We start from the raw sequence: 15,752 nt of genomic DNA, 5'->3' as shown, positions 1-15,752 counted from the left end.
TTTTTTTACTTCATATCAGAAACGTTTAAACGGTTCACGGCACGTTGCAAGGCCATTTCTGCACGTTTAAAGTCAACATGTGCTTGTTTATCTTGCATACGTTGCTCAGCGCGACGCTTCGCTTCATTTGCACGATGGATATCGATATGGTTTGCTTCTTCAGCAGATGATGATAATACAGTCACTTTATCTGGACGAACTTCGATAAAGCCACCGCTTACTGCTACATAATCAGTGTGTCCACCATTTTTCAGACGAACTGCACTAATTTTTAATGGTGCAACAGTTGGAATGTGACCTGGTAAGATCCCCATTTCCCCACTCTCTGCTTTTACACTTACCATTTCTACTTCTTTTTCGTAAACCGGTCCATCAGGAGTTACAATACTGACTGGAAATGTCTTCATACTTCGTCCCTCCTAAGGCCTTACGCCATCATTTTCTTCGCGTTTTCAATAACTTCTTCAATGCCACCTACTAAGCGGAATGCATCTTCTGGAAGGTCATCATATTTTCCTTCTAGAATTTCTTTGAAACCACTAACTGTATTTTTTACAGGTACGTAAGAACCTTTTTGACCTGTAAACTGCTCAGCTACGTGGAAGTTTTGAGATAAGAAGAATTGAATACGACGAGCACGATGTACAACTAACTTATCTTCTTCAGATAACTCATCCATACCTAAGATAGCGATGATATCTTGAAGTTCTTTATAACGTTGTAAAGTTTGTTGTACTTGACGAGCTACTTCATAATGTTCTTCTCCTACGATTTCTGGAGACAGTGCACGAGATGTAGATGCTAATGGATCTACGGCTGGGTAAATACCCATTTGTGTTAAACGACGCTCTAAGTTTGTTGTTGCATCTAAGTGAGCGAACGTTGTAGCTGGTGCTGGGTCAGTATAGTCATCGGCTGGTACATATACCGCTTGGATAGACGTGATAGACCCTTTATTTGTAGATGTAATACGCTCTTGTAATTGACCCATTTCTGTTGCAAGTGTTGGTTGGTAACCTACCGCAGATGGCATACGACCAAGAAGGGCAGATACTTCAGAACCCGCTTGCGTGAAACGGAAGATGTTATCGATGAACAGAAGTACGTCTTGTCCTTGCTCATCACGGAAATGCTCAGCCATTGTTAAACCTGTTAATGCAACACGTTGACGTGCTCCAGGTGGCTCGTTCATTTGTCCGAATACCATCGCAGTTTTCTTGATTACGCCAGAATCGCTCATTTCGTGGTATAAGTCATTACCCTCACGAGTACGCTCACCTACACCAGCGAATACAGAGATACCACCGTGCTCTTGTGCGATGTTGTTAATTAATTCCTGAATTAATACTGTTTTACCTACACCGGCACCACCGAATAGGCCGATCTTACCACCCTTAATGTAAGGAGCAAGTAAGTCTACTACTTTAATACCAGTTTCAAGAATTTCTACTTTAGTAGATAATTCTTCGAATGCAGGTGCTTGACGGTGAATTGGATCACGGTGTACATCCGCAGGAAGTTCACCATCTAAGTCAATTGCATCACCTAATACGTTGAATACACGTCCAAGTGTTACATCACCAACTGGTACAGAAATTGCTTTACCAGTATCTTCTACTTCTGTGCCACGAACAAGTCCATCTGTGGAAGACATCGCAACTGTACGAACTGTATCATCACCTAAATGAAGTGCAACTTCAAATGTTAAGTTCATGCTTCCGTTTTCGTTGCTTTGTTTTACCGTAAGGGCGTTGTAGATTTCTGGTAGCTTTCCGCCATCAAACTTAACGTCTACAACCGGACCCATGATTTGCGTAACGCGCCCTTTATTCATCGGGTTCCCTCCTAGCTTTCTTTTAATTAGCCAGCTTTCTAAGAGAAGTTGGCTTTTAATTTTTTATTAGTTTAGCTTACGCGACTCTTTTGAAAGAGCCGCTTCCGCTTTTTATTGAATCTAGCTCCGGTGGCTAGAAGGGTCGGTCATTTCACCCCTTCCTACGAGGCAAAGAACGCCTCTTTGTCAGGAGTTCCAATGCCCTTCCCTTCTGAGCAAGTCACCTACGCTTTTTATTGAATCTAGCTCCGGCGGTTAGAATGTTCGGTGGCTTCGCTTTTTCCTACGAGGCACAAATCGCCTCTACGTCAAAAGCTCCATCTCCCTCTCATTCTGAACGAACCGCCTACGCTTTTTAATACTATTCTAACGCTGCTGCTCCACCAACGATTTCCGTAATTTCTTGCGTAATCGCTGCCTGACGCGCACGGTTGAATGAAAGTGTAAGTGAATCGATAACTTCCATTGCGTTGTCTGTAGCACTCTTCATTGCTGTCATACGCGCTGCGTGCTCACTTGCTTTACCATCTAGTAATGCACCGTACACTAAGCTTTCTGCGTATTGTGGCAATAGTACTTTTAAAATCTCTTCTTCAGAAGGTTCGAATTCATAAGCTGTCGTCGGTTTATCAGACGCCACATCAGTAAGCGGTAAAATTTTATTTTCCGTTACTTCTTGTGAAATTTTACTTACGTAATGGTTGTAGTAAATATACAGCTCATCATAAGCACCATCTGCAAACATCGCAATTGCTCGAGAAGCAAGATCTTTAATATCAGTAAATGATGGGTGGTCAGATAATCCAACTACTTCATCAATGATGTTAAAGCCGCGACGTTTTAAATAATCACGTCCTAGTCGTCCAAGCACAATAATTGAATATTGGTTTGAATCCATATTATGACGTTCACGAATTACGTTACTCACTGTACGTAATACGTTACTGTTATAACCACCTGCTAGTCCGCGATCAGATGTAATAACGATATATCCTGTACGCTTTACAGGACGCGCATTTAGCATCGGATGATTAATTCCTTTACTTCCTTGCGCAATGCTCGCTACTACTTCTTGAATCTTTTCCATATACGGAACGAAAGATTTAGCATTTTGTTCTGCACGGTTTAACTTAGATGCAGATACCATCTCCATCGCTTTCGTAATTTGACTCGTTTTCTTTGTCGAGGTAATCTTCGCTTTTATATCGCGTAAAGATGCCACAGGTTTTCACCACCTTTTTTCCGGAAGTTGGCACGATTAGTAAGAATCCTCTTCCTAATCTACGTTGCAAGATATTCTTGCTCATGATTGAAGGAAAAGAATAGGTGCACCTACTCTTTTCCTTTACATAACCGTCAGCAATCTCAAAGATTGAGATGCCTATATATATTATTATCTAGCTCCAGCGGCTTGAATGTTCGGTGGCTTCACTTCTTCCCCCTCACATTCAGGACGAGCCGCTTCCGCTTTTATTACTCAGAAGCTACGAATACTTTTTTAAATCCGTTAATTGCTGCTGCAAATTTGTCGTCATCCGCAAGTTTCTTAGTTGTGCGGATTTCTTCTAATAAGTCAGTCGCATTAGAATCTAACCAAGCATGGAATTCTTCTTCGAAACGAGTGATATCTACTACTGGGATATCATCTAGGAATCCACGTGTTAAAGCGTAAAGAATGATAACTTGTTTCTCTACACGTAACGGTTTGTGTAATCCTTGTTTTAATACCTCAACAGTACGAGCACCACGGTTTAGTTTCGCTTGAGTTGCTTTATCAAGGTCAGAGCCGAACTGAGCGAACGCTTCTAACTCACGGTAAGATGCAAGGTCAAGACGAAGTGTACCTGATACTTTACTCATTGCTTTAATCTGAGCAGATCCACCAACACGAGATACAGAAGTACCCGCATCGATCGCTGGACGTACGCCAGAGAAGAATAGGTCAGATTGTAAGAAGATTTGTCCATCCGTAATAGAAATTACGTTTGTTGGGATGTAAGCTGATACGTCCCCTGCCTGTGTTTCGATGAAAGGTAGTGCAGTTAAAGAACCGCCGCCTCTTGCATCACTTAATTTTGCTGCACGCTCTAATAAGCGAGAATGTAAGTAGAATACATCCCCTGGATAAGCTTCACGACCTGGAGGACGACGTAATAGTAATGACAGCTCACGGTAAGCCGCTGCTTGTTTTGATAAGTCATCATATACTACTAATACGTGTTTACCATTGTACATGAACTCTTCACCCATTGTTACACCAGCATAAGGAGCTAAGTATAATAATGGAGCTGGTTGAGAAGCAGATGCAGTTACAACGATTGTGTACTCTAATGCACCGTGCTTACGTAGTGTTTCTACTACGTTACGTACAGTTGATTCTTTTTGTCCGATAGCTACATAGATACAAATCATATCTTCATCTTTTTGGTTAATGATTGTATCAAGTGCAACTGCTGTTTTACCAGTTTGACGGTCACCGATGATTAACTCACGTTGACCACGGCCAATTGGTACAAGAGCATCGATCGCTTTAATACCTGTTTGAAGTGGCTCATGAACAGATTTACGATCCATTACACCTGGTGCTGGACTTTCGATTGGACGAGTGTTTGTTGTATTGATTGGGCCTAAACCATCAACTGGTTGACCTAATGGGTTTACAACACGACCAATTAGTTCTTTTCCTACTGGTACTTGCATGATGCGACCAGTACGACGAACTTCGTCACCTTCACGGATTTCTGTGTAAGGTCCTAAAATGATAATACCTACGTTGTTTTCCTCTAAGTTTTGTGCTAGTCCCATAACGCCGTTAGAGAACTCTACAAGTTCACCAGCCATAACGTTATCAAGACCATGAGCACGCGCAATACCGTCACCAACTTGGATAACTGTACCAACATCACTAACTTCGATTTCAGACTGATAGTTCTCGATTTGTTGCTTTATCAGTGCGCTAATTTCTTCAGCTCTGATGCTCATGTGCTTCACCCCTATCTATTCTTCATTAATTCACGCTGAATACGTGCTAATTTTCCTTGTAAACTTCCGTCATAAATGCGATTTCCAATACGTACTTTAATTCCGCCTAGTAAATCTTCATCTACAACATTTTTCACGCGAATTGCATCTTTTCCCGTTCTCTTTGCAAATGCTTCTGCAATGTTAAGCTTCTCTTCTTCAGATAGAAGACGAATAGAATATACAGTTGCATCCGCTACGTTACGTTCTTCATTAGCAAGAACAACATATTCATCTGCAATTTCAGGTAAGATATCAATACGCTTGTTATCAATTAAAATATATAACGTATTTAAAATTGATTCAGAAACAGATCCGAATACGTTTGCAAGAAACGTTTTCTTCTGCTCTTTTGAAATGTTTGGTTGCGTTAAAAAGCTATGTAGTTCCCCGTTCTTTACATAAACGTTTTGTACAAGGCGTAATTCTTCTTCAAACATTTCTAATACGTGTTTTTCTTTTGCAATTTTAAAAAGAGCGACAGCATAACGTTTTGCTACAATCCCATTGCTCATCGCGCTTCTCCTACTTCTTTAATATAATCGCGAATTAACTTAACTTGATCTTCTTCTTTTAATTCTTTTTCAATTACTTTAGAAGCAATTTGAACAGATAAAGAAGCGACTTGTTCTTGTAAAGCAGCAATTGCTTGCTCTTTTTCGCGTTGAATTTCTTGTACAGCAGATGCTTTAATTGATTCTGCTTCTTCTTTCGCAGCAGCAACAATCACATCTTTTTGATCTACAGCTTGTTTTTTCGCTCTTTCGATTAACTCTTGTGCTTCAACACGCGATTGTTTTAACATTTCACGTTGTTCTTCTACTAACTTCTTCGCTTCAGCGTTACTTCTTTCTGCAGCGTCGATTTCATTAGTAACATGCTCTTCACGTTCTTTCATAATTCCCATTAAAGGACCCCACGCAAATTTGCGTAGCATTACTAATAGAATTAAGAAAATGAACAATGTATAAGCAATCGTTCCAAATGGAATGGCAGCTCCTAATAATAAAGTTGGCACAAGGATTCACTCCCTTCAAAATATCTAAATTGATCATATGAAAAAAAAAGACATACGTTTCGTTCATAAAGCAATGGCGAAGAAAGTTCGGAAAAACACTCTTCGCCATCTATGTAAGGGGAGTCTCCCTTATTTGTTCATTACGATGAATGCAATAACTACACCGATGATTGGAAGTGCCTCAACTAAAGCAACCCCGATGAACATAATTGTTTGAAGTGCGCCTTTTAATTCTGGTTGACGAGCAACACCTTCGATTGTACGTGATACGATAAGACCGTTACCAATACCTGCACCTAATGCTGATAAACCAATTGCAATTGCAGCTGCGATTACACCTAAACTCATTTAATTTGTCCTCCTTTGTATTATAAAAAAATAAATTTTTTCTTACTTAAATTATATTAATGGTCATGACTTACTTTATGAGCCATATAAACCATCGTTAACATAACGAAAATAAATGCTTGGATTGATCCAACGAATACACTGAATCCCATCCATGCTAACATCGGTACAAGCGCACCTAATGCTCCAAGGAATGATGCCCCGCCTAACTTAGCAAGTAATCCTAATAAGATCTCACCTGCATAAATGTTACCGAATAAACGAAGACCTAACGTTAATGTGTTAGCAAACTCCTCAATAACCTTTAATGGGAATAAGAATTTCATAGGTTGGAAATAACCTTTAACATACTCTTTCGTACCCTTCATCTTAATTCCATAATAATGGGTGAGGGTAACTACCATCACGGCTAATGTTAATGTAACTGCTGGATCAGACGTTGGTGACCTCCACCATGCAATATGTTCGCCAGCTTCAGTTGCTGAATACATGAATGGTAAACCAAGGAAGTTCGATACGATGATAAACATGATAAGCGTAACGCCAAGCGTTAAGAAACGTCCACCTGTTTTCCAGTCCATCGTACTATTGATAATCCCTTTCACGAAGTCAAACACCCATTCCATGAAGTTTTGCATCCCGGTTGGGCGAAGGGCTAAGCTGCGAGTTCCGATAACAGCGATTAAGAAAACAATAACTGCTGCTACAGTAACCATCATAACTGATGACAAATCGAACGTTAAACCTAGAAATTCAACTAATTTACCGTGTTCCACTAGTAATTCACCTCTCTTCCCTGCTCTTATACTCTAAATAAAGAAAATCTATGATCATGACAAGGTATCCTGTCAGCAATCCTACACCTAAGCCCCACATCGCAATTAACTCTTGATATTTGGCTGCAAATAAAATTAATAACCCAATCGTGGCGAATCTTGAATATGTACTTACAGCTGTCGCCTTAAACTTCACGTTTTCTCCATTTGTTACGCGATCTAACAGCTTGTCTGTTCTACGTGCAATGATGCGCAAACTAAGAAAACTGAAAATCGTTCCGATAATCAGCCCAAGAAATACATCCTTGTAAGAGGTAAATCCCCATCCTAGCACTAGAAGCGCAAGCAAGTAGTACATATATTTCTTTTGTCTTTGGACAAGTCCATGTACGTCTATCATCATTGCTCTCCCGAATAGTAATGTCGAATGAGTCGAATCATTGCGTATACCCCTGTTCCTAACCCGAGTAATAACCCTATAATAAGAAACAATGGAAACGTTCCAACCTTATTATCAATCCACTGCCCACCAAAGATTCCAACAAGTATAGAACCGACTAATTGAGCAAGAATTCCTGACATTAAAGCATATGCTTTTATATGGCTGCGATCGTTTTTTTGCAAGGATTCATCCCTCCAATATGTAACCCTCATTCACGATGTGTTAATAATAACTCATTTTTTTGCATAAATCCTATACAAAACAAAAAGTTTACATTTTCGTCACGGAATAGATGTATTTTTGTCACTGAAAGCCCTACCATCTATCCCCGTTGTTAGCATACAATAGGGTATTAACAGTGTCAACGAGAAATCGTAAAAAATCTAAAAATTTGAGTATTAGGCATTTCCTCCCAAAAATGAAAACGTTCCCCTTCTAAATACTGGTTACATATATGCAATTTCTAACAGTTTTCTCTTTATAATAGAAGGAAATGTTCACAAGTTTGTCACTATTATATTTTCGAGATATAACGCTTTTCTTCCATAATATAGTGTTCCTCAGACGTAAGACTTCTATATTATATGTGATGTGTATGCAACTTATGTTGTATATACGATGTATATTTATCCTCTCCCCTCCCCTACTTGCTTACAGCAAAAAAAAACGAGCAGGGGAATCTCCCCTGCTCGTCAGTTGTCTTACTTCGTTCCGAATAAACGGTCACCAGCATCACCAAGACCTGGTACTACATATCCGTGGTCATTTAATTTCTCATCTAATGCTGCTACATAAATATCAACATCGGGATGTTCTTCTTGTACTACTTTTACCCCTTCTGGAGCTGCAACGATACACATTAATTTAATTTGTTTCGCACCGCGCTTTTTCAGAGAGTTAATTGCTTCAGCCGCAGAACCACCTGTTGCTAGCATCGGATCTAGTACGATAAAGTCACGCTCTTCTACATCCGTTGGAAGTTTCACATAGTATTCTACCGGTTGCAATGTTTTAGGGTCACGGTATAAACCAACGTGTCCTACTTTTGCTGCTGGAATTAATTTCAGAATTCCATCAACCATTCCTAAACCTGCACGTAAAATCGGAATTAAACCAAGTTTTTTACCAGCGATCACTTTTGTTGTCGCTTTGCTTACAGGCGTTTCAATTTCAATATCCTTAAGCGGAAGGTCGCGAGTAATTTCGAAAGCCATTAAGCTTGCTACTTCGTCCACTAATTCACGAAAATCTTTCGTACCTGTATTCTTATCGCGAATATATGTAATCTTATGTTGAATTAACGGGTGATCAAATACATACAGTTTTCCCATGTGAATCTCTCCTTTAGATGATATTCATGCGTTTGCACGCTTTTTTACACTATTTACGATTGTAAAGAAAACGCTACTAATATTCAAGGGCAAATTTGGCAAAATCATGATTTTACGATGAATCTATCTAGTATCTTTACCAATTATGGGAGCTGTATCCTTCATTATATCGCCAAAATTTATTCATCATTTGTATACATACTTTAAAAATAATATATGTCCACAAAAAAGACTGCCAAAACAATTACGTTTCAGCAGTCTTCTTCAATCTATTATAGATTTGGATACATTGAGAATTTGCTCGTTAACGCTTCTACACGCTTACGTGCTTCTTCTAATGCAGCTTCATTTTCATGATTTTTTAATGTATAAGCAATAAGTGACGCAATTTCATCCATTTCTTCTAAACCGAAACCACGAGATGTTACAGCTGCTGTACCGATACGTACACCACTTGTTACAAATGGGCTTGCTGTTTCAAATGGAATTGTATTTTTGTTCACTGTAATACCAACTTCATCTAATACGTGCTCTGCTACTTTACCTGTGATTTCTAGGTTACGAACATCAATCAAGATTAAGTGATTGTCTGTTCCGCCAGAAACAAGTGTAAGTCCTTCTTTTTGAAGACCTTCAGCTAAGCGGTTCGCATTGTTAATGATATTTTGTGCATACGTTTTGAAATCCTCTTGAAGTGTCTCACCAAACGCAACAGCTTTTGCAGCGATTACGTGCATAAGTGGACCACCTTGAATACCAGGGAAGATTGATTTATCAATTTGTTTTGCAAACTTCTCTTCACATAAAATCATACCACCGCGCGGACCACGTAACGTTTTATGTGTTGTCGTTGTAACGAAATGTGCATGTGGTACTGGATTTGGATGTAAGCCAGCAGCTACTAAACCAGCGATATGTGCCATATCCACCATTAAGTATGCACCCACTTCATCTGCAATCTCACGGAATCGTTTGAAATCGATAACACGAGGGTATGCACTTGCACCTGCAACGATTAATTTTGGTTTATGTTCTTTCGCTTTTGCTAATACATCATCGTAATTAATACGGTGAGAGTCAGCATCCACGCCATATTCTACGAAATTATATTGTACTCCACTGAAGTTAACAGGGCTTCCGTGTGTTAAGTGACCACCATGAGATAAATTCATACCAAGTACTGTATCGCCTTGCTCTAAAATTGTGAAGTATACTGCCATGTTCGCTTGTGCACCAGAGTGTGGTTGAACGTTTACGTGCTCTGCGCCAAAAATTTCTTTTACGCGATCACGTGCGATATCTTCTACTACGTCTACGTGTTCACAGCCACCATAGTAACGTTTTCCAGGATATCCTTCAGCATACTTATTTGTTAAAACAGAACCTTGCGCCTCCATTACCGCTTCACTTACAAAGTTTTCCGAAGCAATTAACTCAATCTTTGAACGCTGTCTTCCTAGTTCTGCCTCAATTGCAGCAAATACCTTTTCATCTTGACGTTTTAAATGATCCACCAAAATCCCCCTTTTCTGAACGAATTACATCGATTCCCAACAGTTTTTTCTCATTTATTCAGAAAAAACGAAAATTCAGGTTGTAATTCTTTCGAACCTTCATGTTTTCAACTACATTCTAACATGACTTTCTATATCATAAAAGAAAAAAAAGACCGAAAATCGGTCTTTTCTTTCTTCTACTATAAAGTCAGACAACATACCTTTTATCTTATGATAAACAGCTACTATATGACTTCCTAATTTCTCATATTTAACGGCAAGTGGTAGTCTCTTCCGTCACCGCGTAAACAGCACGTGCTCCGCCAATTAGTTTTCCACGTGTTTTGGCCATCGTTACATGCGCACTTCCAATTGCCTTCACACTTGTACGAACCGGAACAGCTACATGTTTTAAATGCATACCAATAAATGTATCACCAATATCCATTCCTGCATCTGCTTTAATAAACTCAACTACTACCGGATCTTTCAAATTGTGATACGCATATGTCCCCAATGCACCACCTGCTGATCTAACAGGCGTAACTGTTACAATTTCAAATTGATATTTTATCGCTACTTCTCTCTCAACTACTAAAGCACGGTTTAAATGCTCACAACATTGAAACGCTAATTCAATACCTGTTCGCTCTTGAAATTGTTTTAACTCAGAAAAAATCGCCTCTGCTACTTCCATCGTTCCTGATGTTCCAATTCTTTCGCCTAGCACTTCGCTCGTGCTACAACCCACTACAAAAATTTGACCGCTTTGTAATGAAGCTTGTTCTTGGAAATCAGAAAGCGACATTTGTAGCTGTTCTCTTACTTTTACGATTTCTGTCATTACGCCTCTTCCTTTCACAGGTTGGTTCACCAAATTATATTTCACACTACCAATAGTTAGAATCTATTACTTTGTTTCGTATGTTTTAATTTTTCCTACGCGGTTTTCGTGACGACCACCTTCATAGTCAGTTGTTAACCAGATTTTTGCGATATCACGCGCTAGACCAGCACCAATTACACGCTCGCCCATTGCTAGCATGTTAGTGTCATTATGCTCTCTCGTTGCTTTCGCACTGAAAGTATCATGAACTAACGCACAACGGATACCATTTACTTTGTTTGCTGCGATTGACATACCAATGCCTGTCCCACAAACTAAAATACCACGATCTACTTCACCGTTTGCTACCATTTCAGCTGCCGGAAACGCAAAGTCAGGGTAATCAACAGAACCAGCTTCACATTCACAACCTAAATCAATATATTCAATATTTAACTCTTCTAATAAACTTACAAGTTCTTTGCGGATATTCATACCGCCGTGATCAGATGCTATTACTACTTTCATTTTTACCCCTCCAAAGTTTCAATCAATTATCTTCATTTCACACTCGCTACCTCAATAGGACGAAGTGATCTCCAATATCGTATTATACACGAAACATCAACCTACTGAATGTTTTTTCAGTAAAGTTTGTACAAGTTTTTCCATCTCATCTAACGTTTTTTTATAAATAGAAAGCGAGCCTCCAAATGGATCTGAAATGTCCTTACCTATACCTTCAGTTAATCCATATAACGTATTCAATTTCTTTTCAACACTCGGATAATGCCCAAGTACAATGTGTTTATGATTTTCTGTCATCGTTACGACAATATCAGCCCAATCAAGCAAAGTTTCGTTTACTTGCTGCGCGGCATGATTAATTGAAATCCCTTTTTCAGCTAAAGCTTCCTTCGCATATACCGATGCATCGCTCCCAGGATAGGCGAAAACACCGGCAGATTGCACTTCAAACCTATCTCCTCCGTGATGACGAAGCAACGCCTCAGCCATCGGACTACGACATGTATTGCCAGTACAAACAAATAACACTCGTTTCATCCAACCCCACCCCTATATTCGATTTCTTACCACTCATCATAACTTACATTAGAATAGAACAAAAGAAATGTGAATATACAAAAAGCGCAGTTCTCTTATATTTTTTCTAAGAAAAATGCGCCTTATCCACATATATGTGAAACCCTATTTCCAAGTGCCCAGAGTATTTTAACATACCTACTGAATATGCAACAAAAATAAGGAATCCATTTCATACGAAACGGATTCCTCTTATACAGCAATTATTTCATTGTAACTTTCATTACTTCTGTTGAACCTTTTGTAGCTGTTACGCCTACAGTTGTCTTAATAGACTCAGCTGCATCTGTGTTTGTAATAACGATTGGAGTAATTGTGCTTTTCGCTTTTTCACGGATTAATTCTAAGTCGAATGAGATTAATTTATCTCCAGCTTTTACAGCTTGGCCTTCAGAAACGTGAGCTTCGAAACCTTCGCCTTCCATTTTTACAGTTTCTAATCCAACGTGGATTAAAATTTCTGTGCCGTTTTTCGCTTTAATTCCGATAGCATGTTTTGTGTGGAATAATTGTACGATTTCACCATCAACTGGAGATACAACTACACCTTCAGTAGGATCGATTGCAACACCGTCACCCATCATACGACCAGCGAATACTGGATCTGGTACTTCTTCAATATTTTTCACTGCTCCAGTTAATGGAGCTACGATTGTTTCTTCATTTGTTTTTGAACCAAGACCAAATAATTTTTTAAACATAGGATAGTCCTCCTTATAATTTACCTAAAAGTTTATAGGGCAATCCCTAGTAAAGCTCGGGATACATGTAAGACTTCATACTTCGAATATTATACTGTAAAAACGCTTTCGAAATAAATTACGTCATTACTAATAGACTCTTATTGTAGCGCTTCACAAAATTCCAGTCAATTCTGATTGTCTGAATAACAATAAGAAGTTAACTTCTATTTATATTTTCTCTTTTTTTGCCCAACTTGTCTAGAGGTCTTTACTACATTTTGTTTTTTGTTGTTAATTTGTAAAATTTAATTCAAACTTTTTTCAAAATCTGCTTGACTAAAGTAAGTAACTATTTTATTATTACTTACATAAGGTAAGTTGATAACTTTTAGGAGGTTTTTAAAAATGATGGATTTCGGTCTTCTTATTATTCGTCTTATTATAGGAATTACATTCATGGGTCATGGTGCTCAGAAATTATTTGGTTGGTTCGGCGGTTACGGTTTAAAAGGAACAGGTGGCTGGATGGAATCAATCGGTTTACGTCCTGGTGTATTTATGGCATTTATGGCTGGTGCAACTGAATTACTAGGTGGTTTCTTATTCGCATCAGGTATTTTCATTATAGTTGGCTCATTATTTATCGTTGGAACAATGTTAATGGCTATCTTCACTGTTCACGGGAAAAATGGTTACTGGGTGACACAAAACGGATATGAATATAATTTAATGTTAATCGCTGTTGCTGTTGGTGTAGCTTTAATCGGACCTGGCGCATACGTTTTACTTTAATTTTCATCTCAATCTTGAGATTCTTGAAAAAGAACTTACTTCATTACAATTGAAGTAAGTTCTTTTTATGAAACAAAATATTATTTCCAGCAGGATTTTCTCACCGATATCTTGTAAACAAACAATAAGTATTCATATTTAGAAAGGGGATTACAAGCATGTTATCCATTAATCCAAATGAACAAACTGAAAAAGATAATTACAAATTACTTACTGGAAGTATCATCCCTCGCCCTGTCGCATTCGTTACTTCTGTAACAAAAGACGGTGTATTAAACGGCGCACCATATAGTTATTTCAATATTGTCGCTGCTAATCCACCACTTATCTCTGTTTCTGTACAACGAAAAGCCGGAGAAAGAAAGGACACTTCCCGAAACGCAATTGAAAAAGGTGAATTTGTCGTACATATTTCTGACGAATCATATGTAGCAGCAATTAACGAAACAGCAGCTAATCTCCCGCCAAATGAAAGTGAAATTGAACTAGCAAAACTAACACCAATTGAAAGTGAAGTCATCTCTGTTCCAGGTGTAAAAGAAGCAAATATTCGAATGGAATGTATATTAGAACGTGCAATTCCACTTGGTGGAACAGAAGACTCACCAGCTTGTGATCTACTAATTGGACGCGTCGTTCGTTTCCACGTTGCCGAGCATCTATATGAAAAAGGGCGCATTCACGCAGAAGGACTCAAACCAATAAGCCGCCTAGCAGGACACAACTATGCAAAATTAGGAGAACAATTTGAACTGGTTAGGCCAGTTTAAAAGCAGAAGCGGCTCGCTCAGAATGAGAGGGGGATGGAGCTTCTGACGCAGAGGCGCTTTTTGCCTCATAGGAAGACGCGAAGCCACCGACCATTCTAGCCGCTGGAGCTGGATATATATCTAAAAGCGGAAGCGGCTCGTTCAGAATCGATTCCTGCCATCACTCAAACATAAAAATCCCCTGCTTTTTAGCAGGGGATTTTTATCATTGTAATTCTTCCTTCTTTTCCTCTAAAGTAGGCAGTTTTTCTTTTTTCGGTTTCCCTAGCTTAATTACGAAGAAGTATAGGGAAAGCAGTGTAATAAGAAAAACAATTAAAAACGGGTACGGAGAGTAAAAAGCACGCGCCGCCTCAGTCTTTCCCGCAACAAATTTCAATGACTCAATATCTAAAAACTCAGCAAACATTTGTACACCGAGCATACTAAACCAAAAAACAAAAAAACTAATAATAATACCAAAAACTTGCTTCAATCTTGTCATTCATCTCATCCTTTCTATATGTGTAATTTTTTAGCGCAATCAATATAGTACAAACAAAACTATGCACAGAAAGGAGCTATCTTACTATTCGCGAATTAACTTAATCCAACCTAAAATTGCAATTTGCAAAATAATACCCCAAATTATAAGCCTTCTTAGCCATCGAGGAAAGAAGGTTAAAAACTTAACATACCATCCCAATAGCTTGTTCATAATTCCCTCCTACATAAAATTATATAGGAAAAAGGATATATAATCCAAATCCAACTAGAATGATGCCACCTACTATCTCGCCATATGTACCGAGCATATCTTTCGCATGTCTACCAATTAATAAACCAATCCACGCTAACAACATGCTAACAAATCCAAAAAGTAATATCGTAATGATTGTTTGTGCCCCATAAATACCAAGACTAAGCCCTACTGAGAAACTATCTATACTAACGCCAAATGCAAATACGAATAAGCTAATTCCAATAGGGACAGTTCTAGTCTCTCCATTTTGTAAAATGGTCGAATATACGATATAAAAACCTAGTCCGATTAATAAAATAGCACCCGCAAAATGTGCAATATCTCCATACTTCTCTGATAAAAAACGACCTAGTACCATCCCTATAAATGGCATAATAATATGAAATATCCCTATCGTCATACCAATATACAGGATTTGTCTTAACTTTAGGGGCATCATCCCCATACCAAGACTCACCGAGAACGCATCCATCCCTAAGGCGAATGCCATAATTATTAAAGGTATTAGCTGTTCAAACGTCATTCATGCCCCTCCTTGGACGTGCTACTTCACAATATGCTTATCCAAG

22 protein-coding genes are annotated in these 15,752 nt (G+C 38.7%); 2 read left to right on the top strand and 20 right to left on the bottom strand.

Annotated features, from left to right (window positions below; translation table 11 throughout):
* Positions 1-5 precede the first annotated feature (5 nt).
* From atpC to N2V92_RS08370, 17 genes are all read right to left on the bottom strand, one after another.
* A complete protein-coding gene (atpC, locus tag N2V92_RS08450) occupies positions 6-407 on the bottom strand; it encodes a F0F1 ATP synthase subunit epsilon (protein WP_000847214.1) in 402 nt (133 codons plus the stop codon).
* Between the two features lie 20 nt (positions 408-427).
* On the bottom strand, positions 428-1,834 hold the full coding sequence (gene atpD / locus N2V92_RS08445; RefSeq protein WP_001032597.1) for a F0F1 ATP synthase subunit beta: 1,407 nt from the start codon (positions 1,832-1,834) through the stop codon (positions 428-430).
* A 361-nt stretch (positions 1,835-2,195) separates the two neighbouring features.
* A complete protein-coding gene (gene atpG, locus N2V92_RS08440) occupies positions 2,196-3,056 on the bottom strand; it encodes a F0F1 ATP synthase subunit gamma (protein WP_000157703.1) in 861 nt (286 codons plus the stop codon).
* A 251-nt stretch (positions 3,057-3,307) separates the two neighbouring features.
* Positions 3,308-4,816, bottom strand: coding sequence for a F0F1 ATP synthase subunit alpha (atpA, locus tag N2V92_RS08435; protein WP_000027521.1), 1,509 nt, complete (start codon positions 4,814-4,816; stop codon positions 3,308-3,310).
* Positions 4,817-4,827: 11 nt separating this feature from the next.
* Positions 4,828-5,370 (bottom strand): F0F1 ATP synthase subunit delta, encoded by a 543-nt coding sequence (gene atpH, locus N2V92_RS08430; protein ID WP_000064682.1) that lies wholly within the window; start codon positions 5,368-5,370, stop codon positions 4,828-4,830.
* The gene (gene atpF, locus N2V92_RS08425) at positions 5,367-5,873 is read right to left on the bottom strand and encodes a F0F1 ATP synthase subunit B (RefSeq protein WP_001142615.1); all 507 of its coding nucleotides are present in this window, start codon (positions 5,871-5,873) and stop codon (positions 5,367-5,369) included. Before atpF ends, atpH begins: the two co-directional genes overlap by 4 nt.
* A 129-nt stretch (positions 5,874-6,002) precedes the next feature.
* Positions 6,003-6,221 (bottom strand): F0F1 ATP synthase subunit C, encoded by a 219-nt coding sequence (gene atpE, locus N2V92_RS08420; protein WP_000052064.1) that lies wholly within the window; start codon positions 6,219-6,221, stop codon positions 6,003-6,005.
* Between the two features lie 56 nt (positions 6,222-6,277).
* Positions 6,278-6,997 carry a F0F1 ATP synthase subunit A gene (gene atpB / locus N2V92_RS08415; protein WP_000399870.1) on the bottom strand — a complete coding sequence of 240 codons (720 nt, stop codon included), beginning with the start codon at positions 6,995-6,997 and terminating at the stop codon, positions 6,278-6,280.
* Between the two features lie 7 nt (positions 6,998-7,004).
* Entirely contained in the window at positions 7,005-7,397 is a 393-nt protein-coding gene (locus tag N2V92_RS08410) for an ATP synthase subunit I (RefSeq protein WP_000567600.1), read from the bottom strand.
* Positions 7,397-7,621 carry an AtpZ/AtpI family protein gene (locus N2V92_RS08405; RefSeq protein WP_001171223.1) on the bottom strand — a complete coding sequence of 75 codons (225 nt, stop codon included), beginning with the start codon at positions 7,619-7,621 and terminating at the stop codon, positions 7,397-7,399. The genes N2V92_RS08410 and N2V92_RS08405 overlap by 1 nt, the downstream gene beginning before the upstream one ends.
* A 26-nt stretch (positions 7,622-7,647) precedes the next feature.
* Positions 7,648-7,761 (bottom strand): DUF4024 domain-containing protein, encoded by a 114-nt coding sequence (locus N2V92_RS08400; RefSeq protein ID WP_000232961.1) that lies wholly within the window; start codon positions 7,759-7,761, stop codon positions 7,648-7,650.
* A gap of 379 nt (positions 7,762-8,140) precedes the next feature.
* Positions 8,141-8,770 (bottom strand): uracil phosphoribosyltransferase, encoded by a 630-nt coding sequence (gene upp, locus N2V92_RS08395; RefSeq protein ID WP_000517539.1) that lies wholly within the window; start codon positions 8,768-8,770, stop codon positions 8,141-8,143.
* A 272-nt stretch (positions 8,771-9,042) separates the two neighbouring features.
* Positions 9,043-10,284, bottom strand: coding sequence for a serine hydroxymethyltransferase (gene glyA, locus N2V92_RS08390; protein ID WP_000349800.1), 1,242 nt, complete (start codon positions 10,282-10,284; stop codon positions 9,043-9,045).
* A 253-nt stretch (positions 10,285-10,537) separates the two neighbouring features.
* A complete protein-coding gene (locus N2V92_RS08385; protein WP_000136383.1) occupies positions 10,538-11,110 on the bottom strand; it encodes a TIGR01440 family protein in 573 nt (190 codons plus the stop codon).
* A 66-nt stretch (positions 11,111-11,176) separates the two neighbouring features.
* Positions 11,177-11,620: a ribose 5-phosphate isomerase B gene (rpiB, locus tag N2V92_RS08380; protein ID WP_000869542.1), complete on the bottom strand. Its 444-nt coding sequence runs from the start codon at positions 11,618-11,620 to the stop codon at positions 11,177-11,179.
* 96 nt (positions 11,621-11,716) lie between these two features.
* Positions 11,717-12,157: a low molecular weight protein arginine phosphatase gene (locus tag N2V92_RS08375; protein ID WP_000832378.1), complete on the bottom strand. Its 441-nt coding sequence runs from the start codon at positions 12,155-12,157 to the stop codon at positions 11,717-11,719.
* Between the two features lie 242 nt (positions 12,158-12,399).
* Positions 12,400-12,897, bottom strand: a complete 498-nt coding sequence (locus N2V92_RS08370; RefSeq protein WP_000473666.1) for a PTS sugar transporter subunit IIA — start codon at positions 12,895-12,897, stop codon at positions 12,400-12,402.
* Positions 12,898-13,284: 387 nt separating this feature from the next.
* On the opposite strand from N2V92_RS08370, the gene N2V92_RS08365 reads away from it, so the two are divergent.
* Positions 13,285-13,671 carry a DoxX family protein gene (locus tag N2V92_RS08365; RefSeq protein ID WP_000968613.1) on the top strand — a complete coding sequence of 129 codons (387 nt, stop codon included), beginning with the start codon at positions 13,285-13,287 and terminating at the stop codon, positions 13,669-13,671.
* 158 nt (positions 13,672-13,829) lie between these two features.
* Complete coding sequence (locus N2V92_RS08360; RefSeq protein WP_000949048.1) at positions 13,830-14,441, top strand: flavin reductase family protein; 612 nt, start codon at positions 13,830-13,832, stop codon at positions 14,439-14,441.
* 205 nt (positions 14,442-14,646) lie between these two features.
* Here N2V92_RS08360 and N2V92_RS08355 read toward each other — a convergent pair whose 3' ends face one another.
* From N2V92_RS08355 to N2V92_RS08345, 3 genes are all read right to left on the bottom strand, one after another.
* Positions 14,647-14,925 carry a DUF3935 domain-containing protein gene (locus N2V92_RS08355; RefSeq protein ID WP_000197471.1) on the bottom strand — a complete coding sequence of 93 codons (279 nt, stop codon included), beginning with the start codon at positions 14,923-14,925 and terminating at the stop codon, positions 14,647-14,649.
* Between the two features lie 84 nt (positions 14,926-15,009).
* The gene (locus tag N2V92_RS08350) at positions 15,010-15,138 is read right to left on the bottom strand and encodes a hypothetical protein (RefSeq protein WP_001037654.1); all 129 of its coding nucleotides are present in this window, start codon (positions 15,136-15,138) and stop codon (positions 15,010-15,012) included.
* Positions 15,139-15,157: 19 nt separating this feature from the next.
* Positions 15,158-15,706 carry a manganese efflux pump MntP gene (locus N2V92_RS08345; RefSeq protein WP_000142476.1) on the bottom strand — a complete coding sequence of 183 codons (549 nt, stop codon included), beginning with the start codon at positions 15,704-15,706 and terminating at the stop codon, positions 15,158-15,160.
* Positions 15,707-15,752 lie beyond the last annotated feature (46 nt).

The sequence above is a fragment of the Bacillus sp. CH_48 genome (genome assembly GCF_038008465.1).
In the GTDB taxonomy this organism is placed as follows: domain Bacteria; phylum Bacillota; class Bacilli; order Bacillales; family Bacillaceae_G; genus Bacillus_A; species Bacillus_A thuringiensis_S.
The sequence above is the reverse complement of the archived record's forward strand: the minus strand, read 5'-3'. Positions and strand labels throughout refer to the sequence as shown.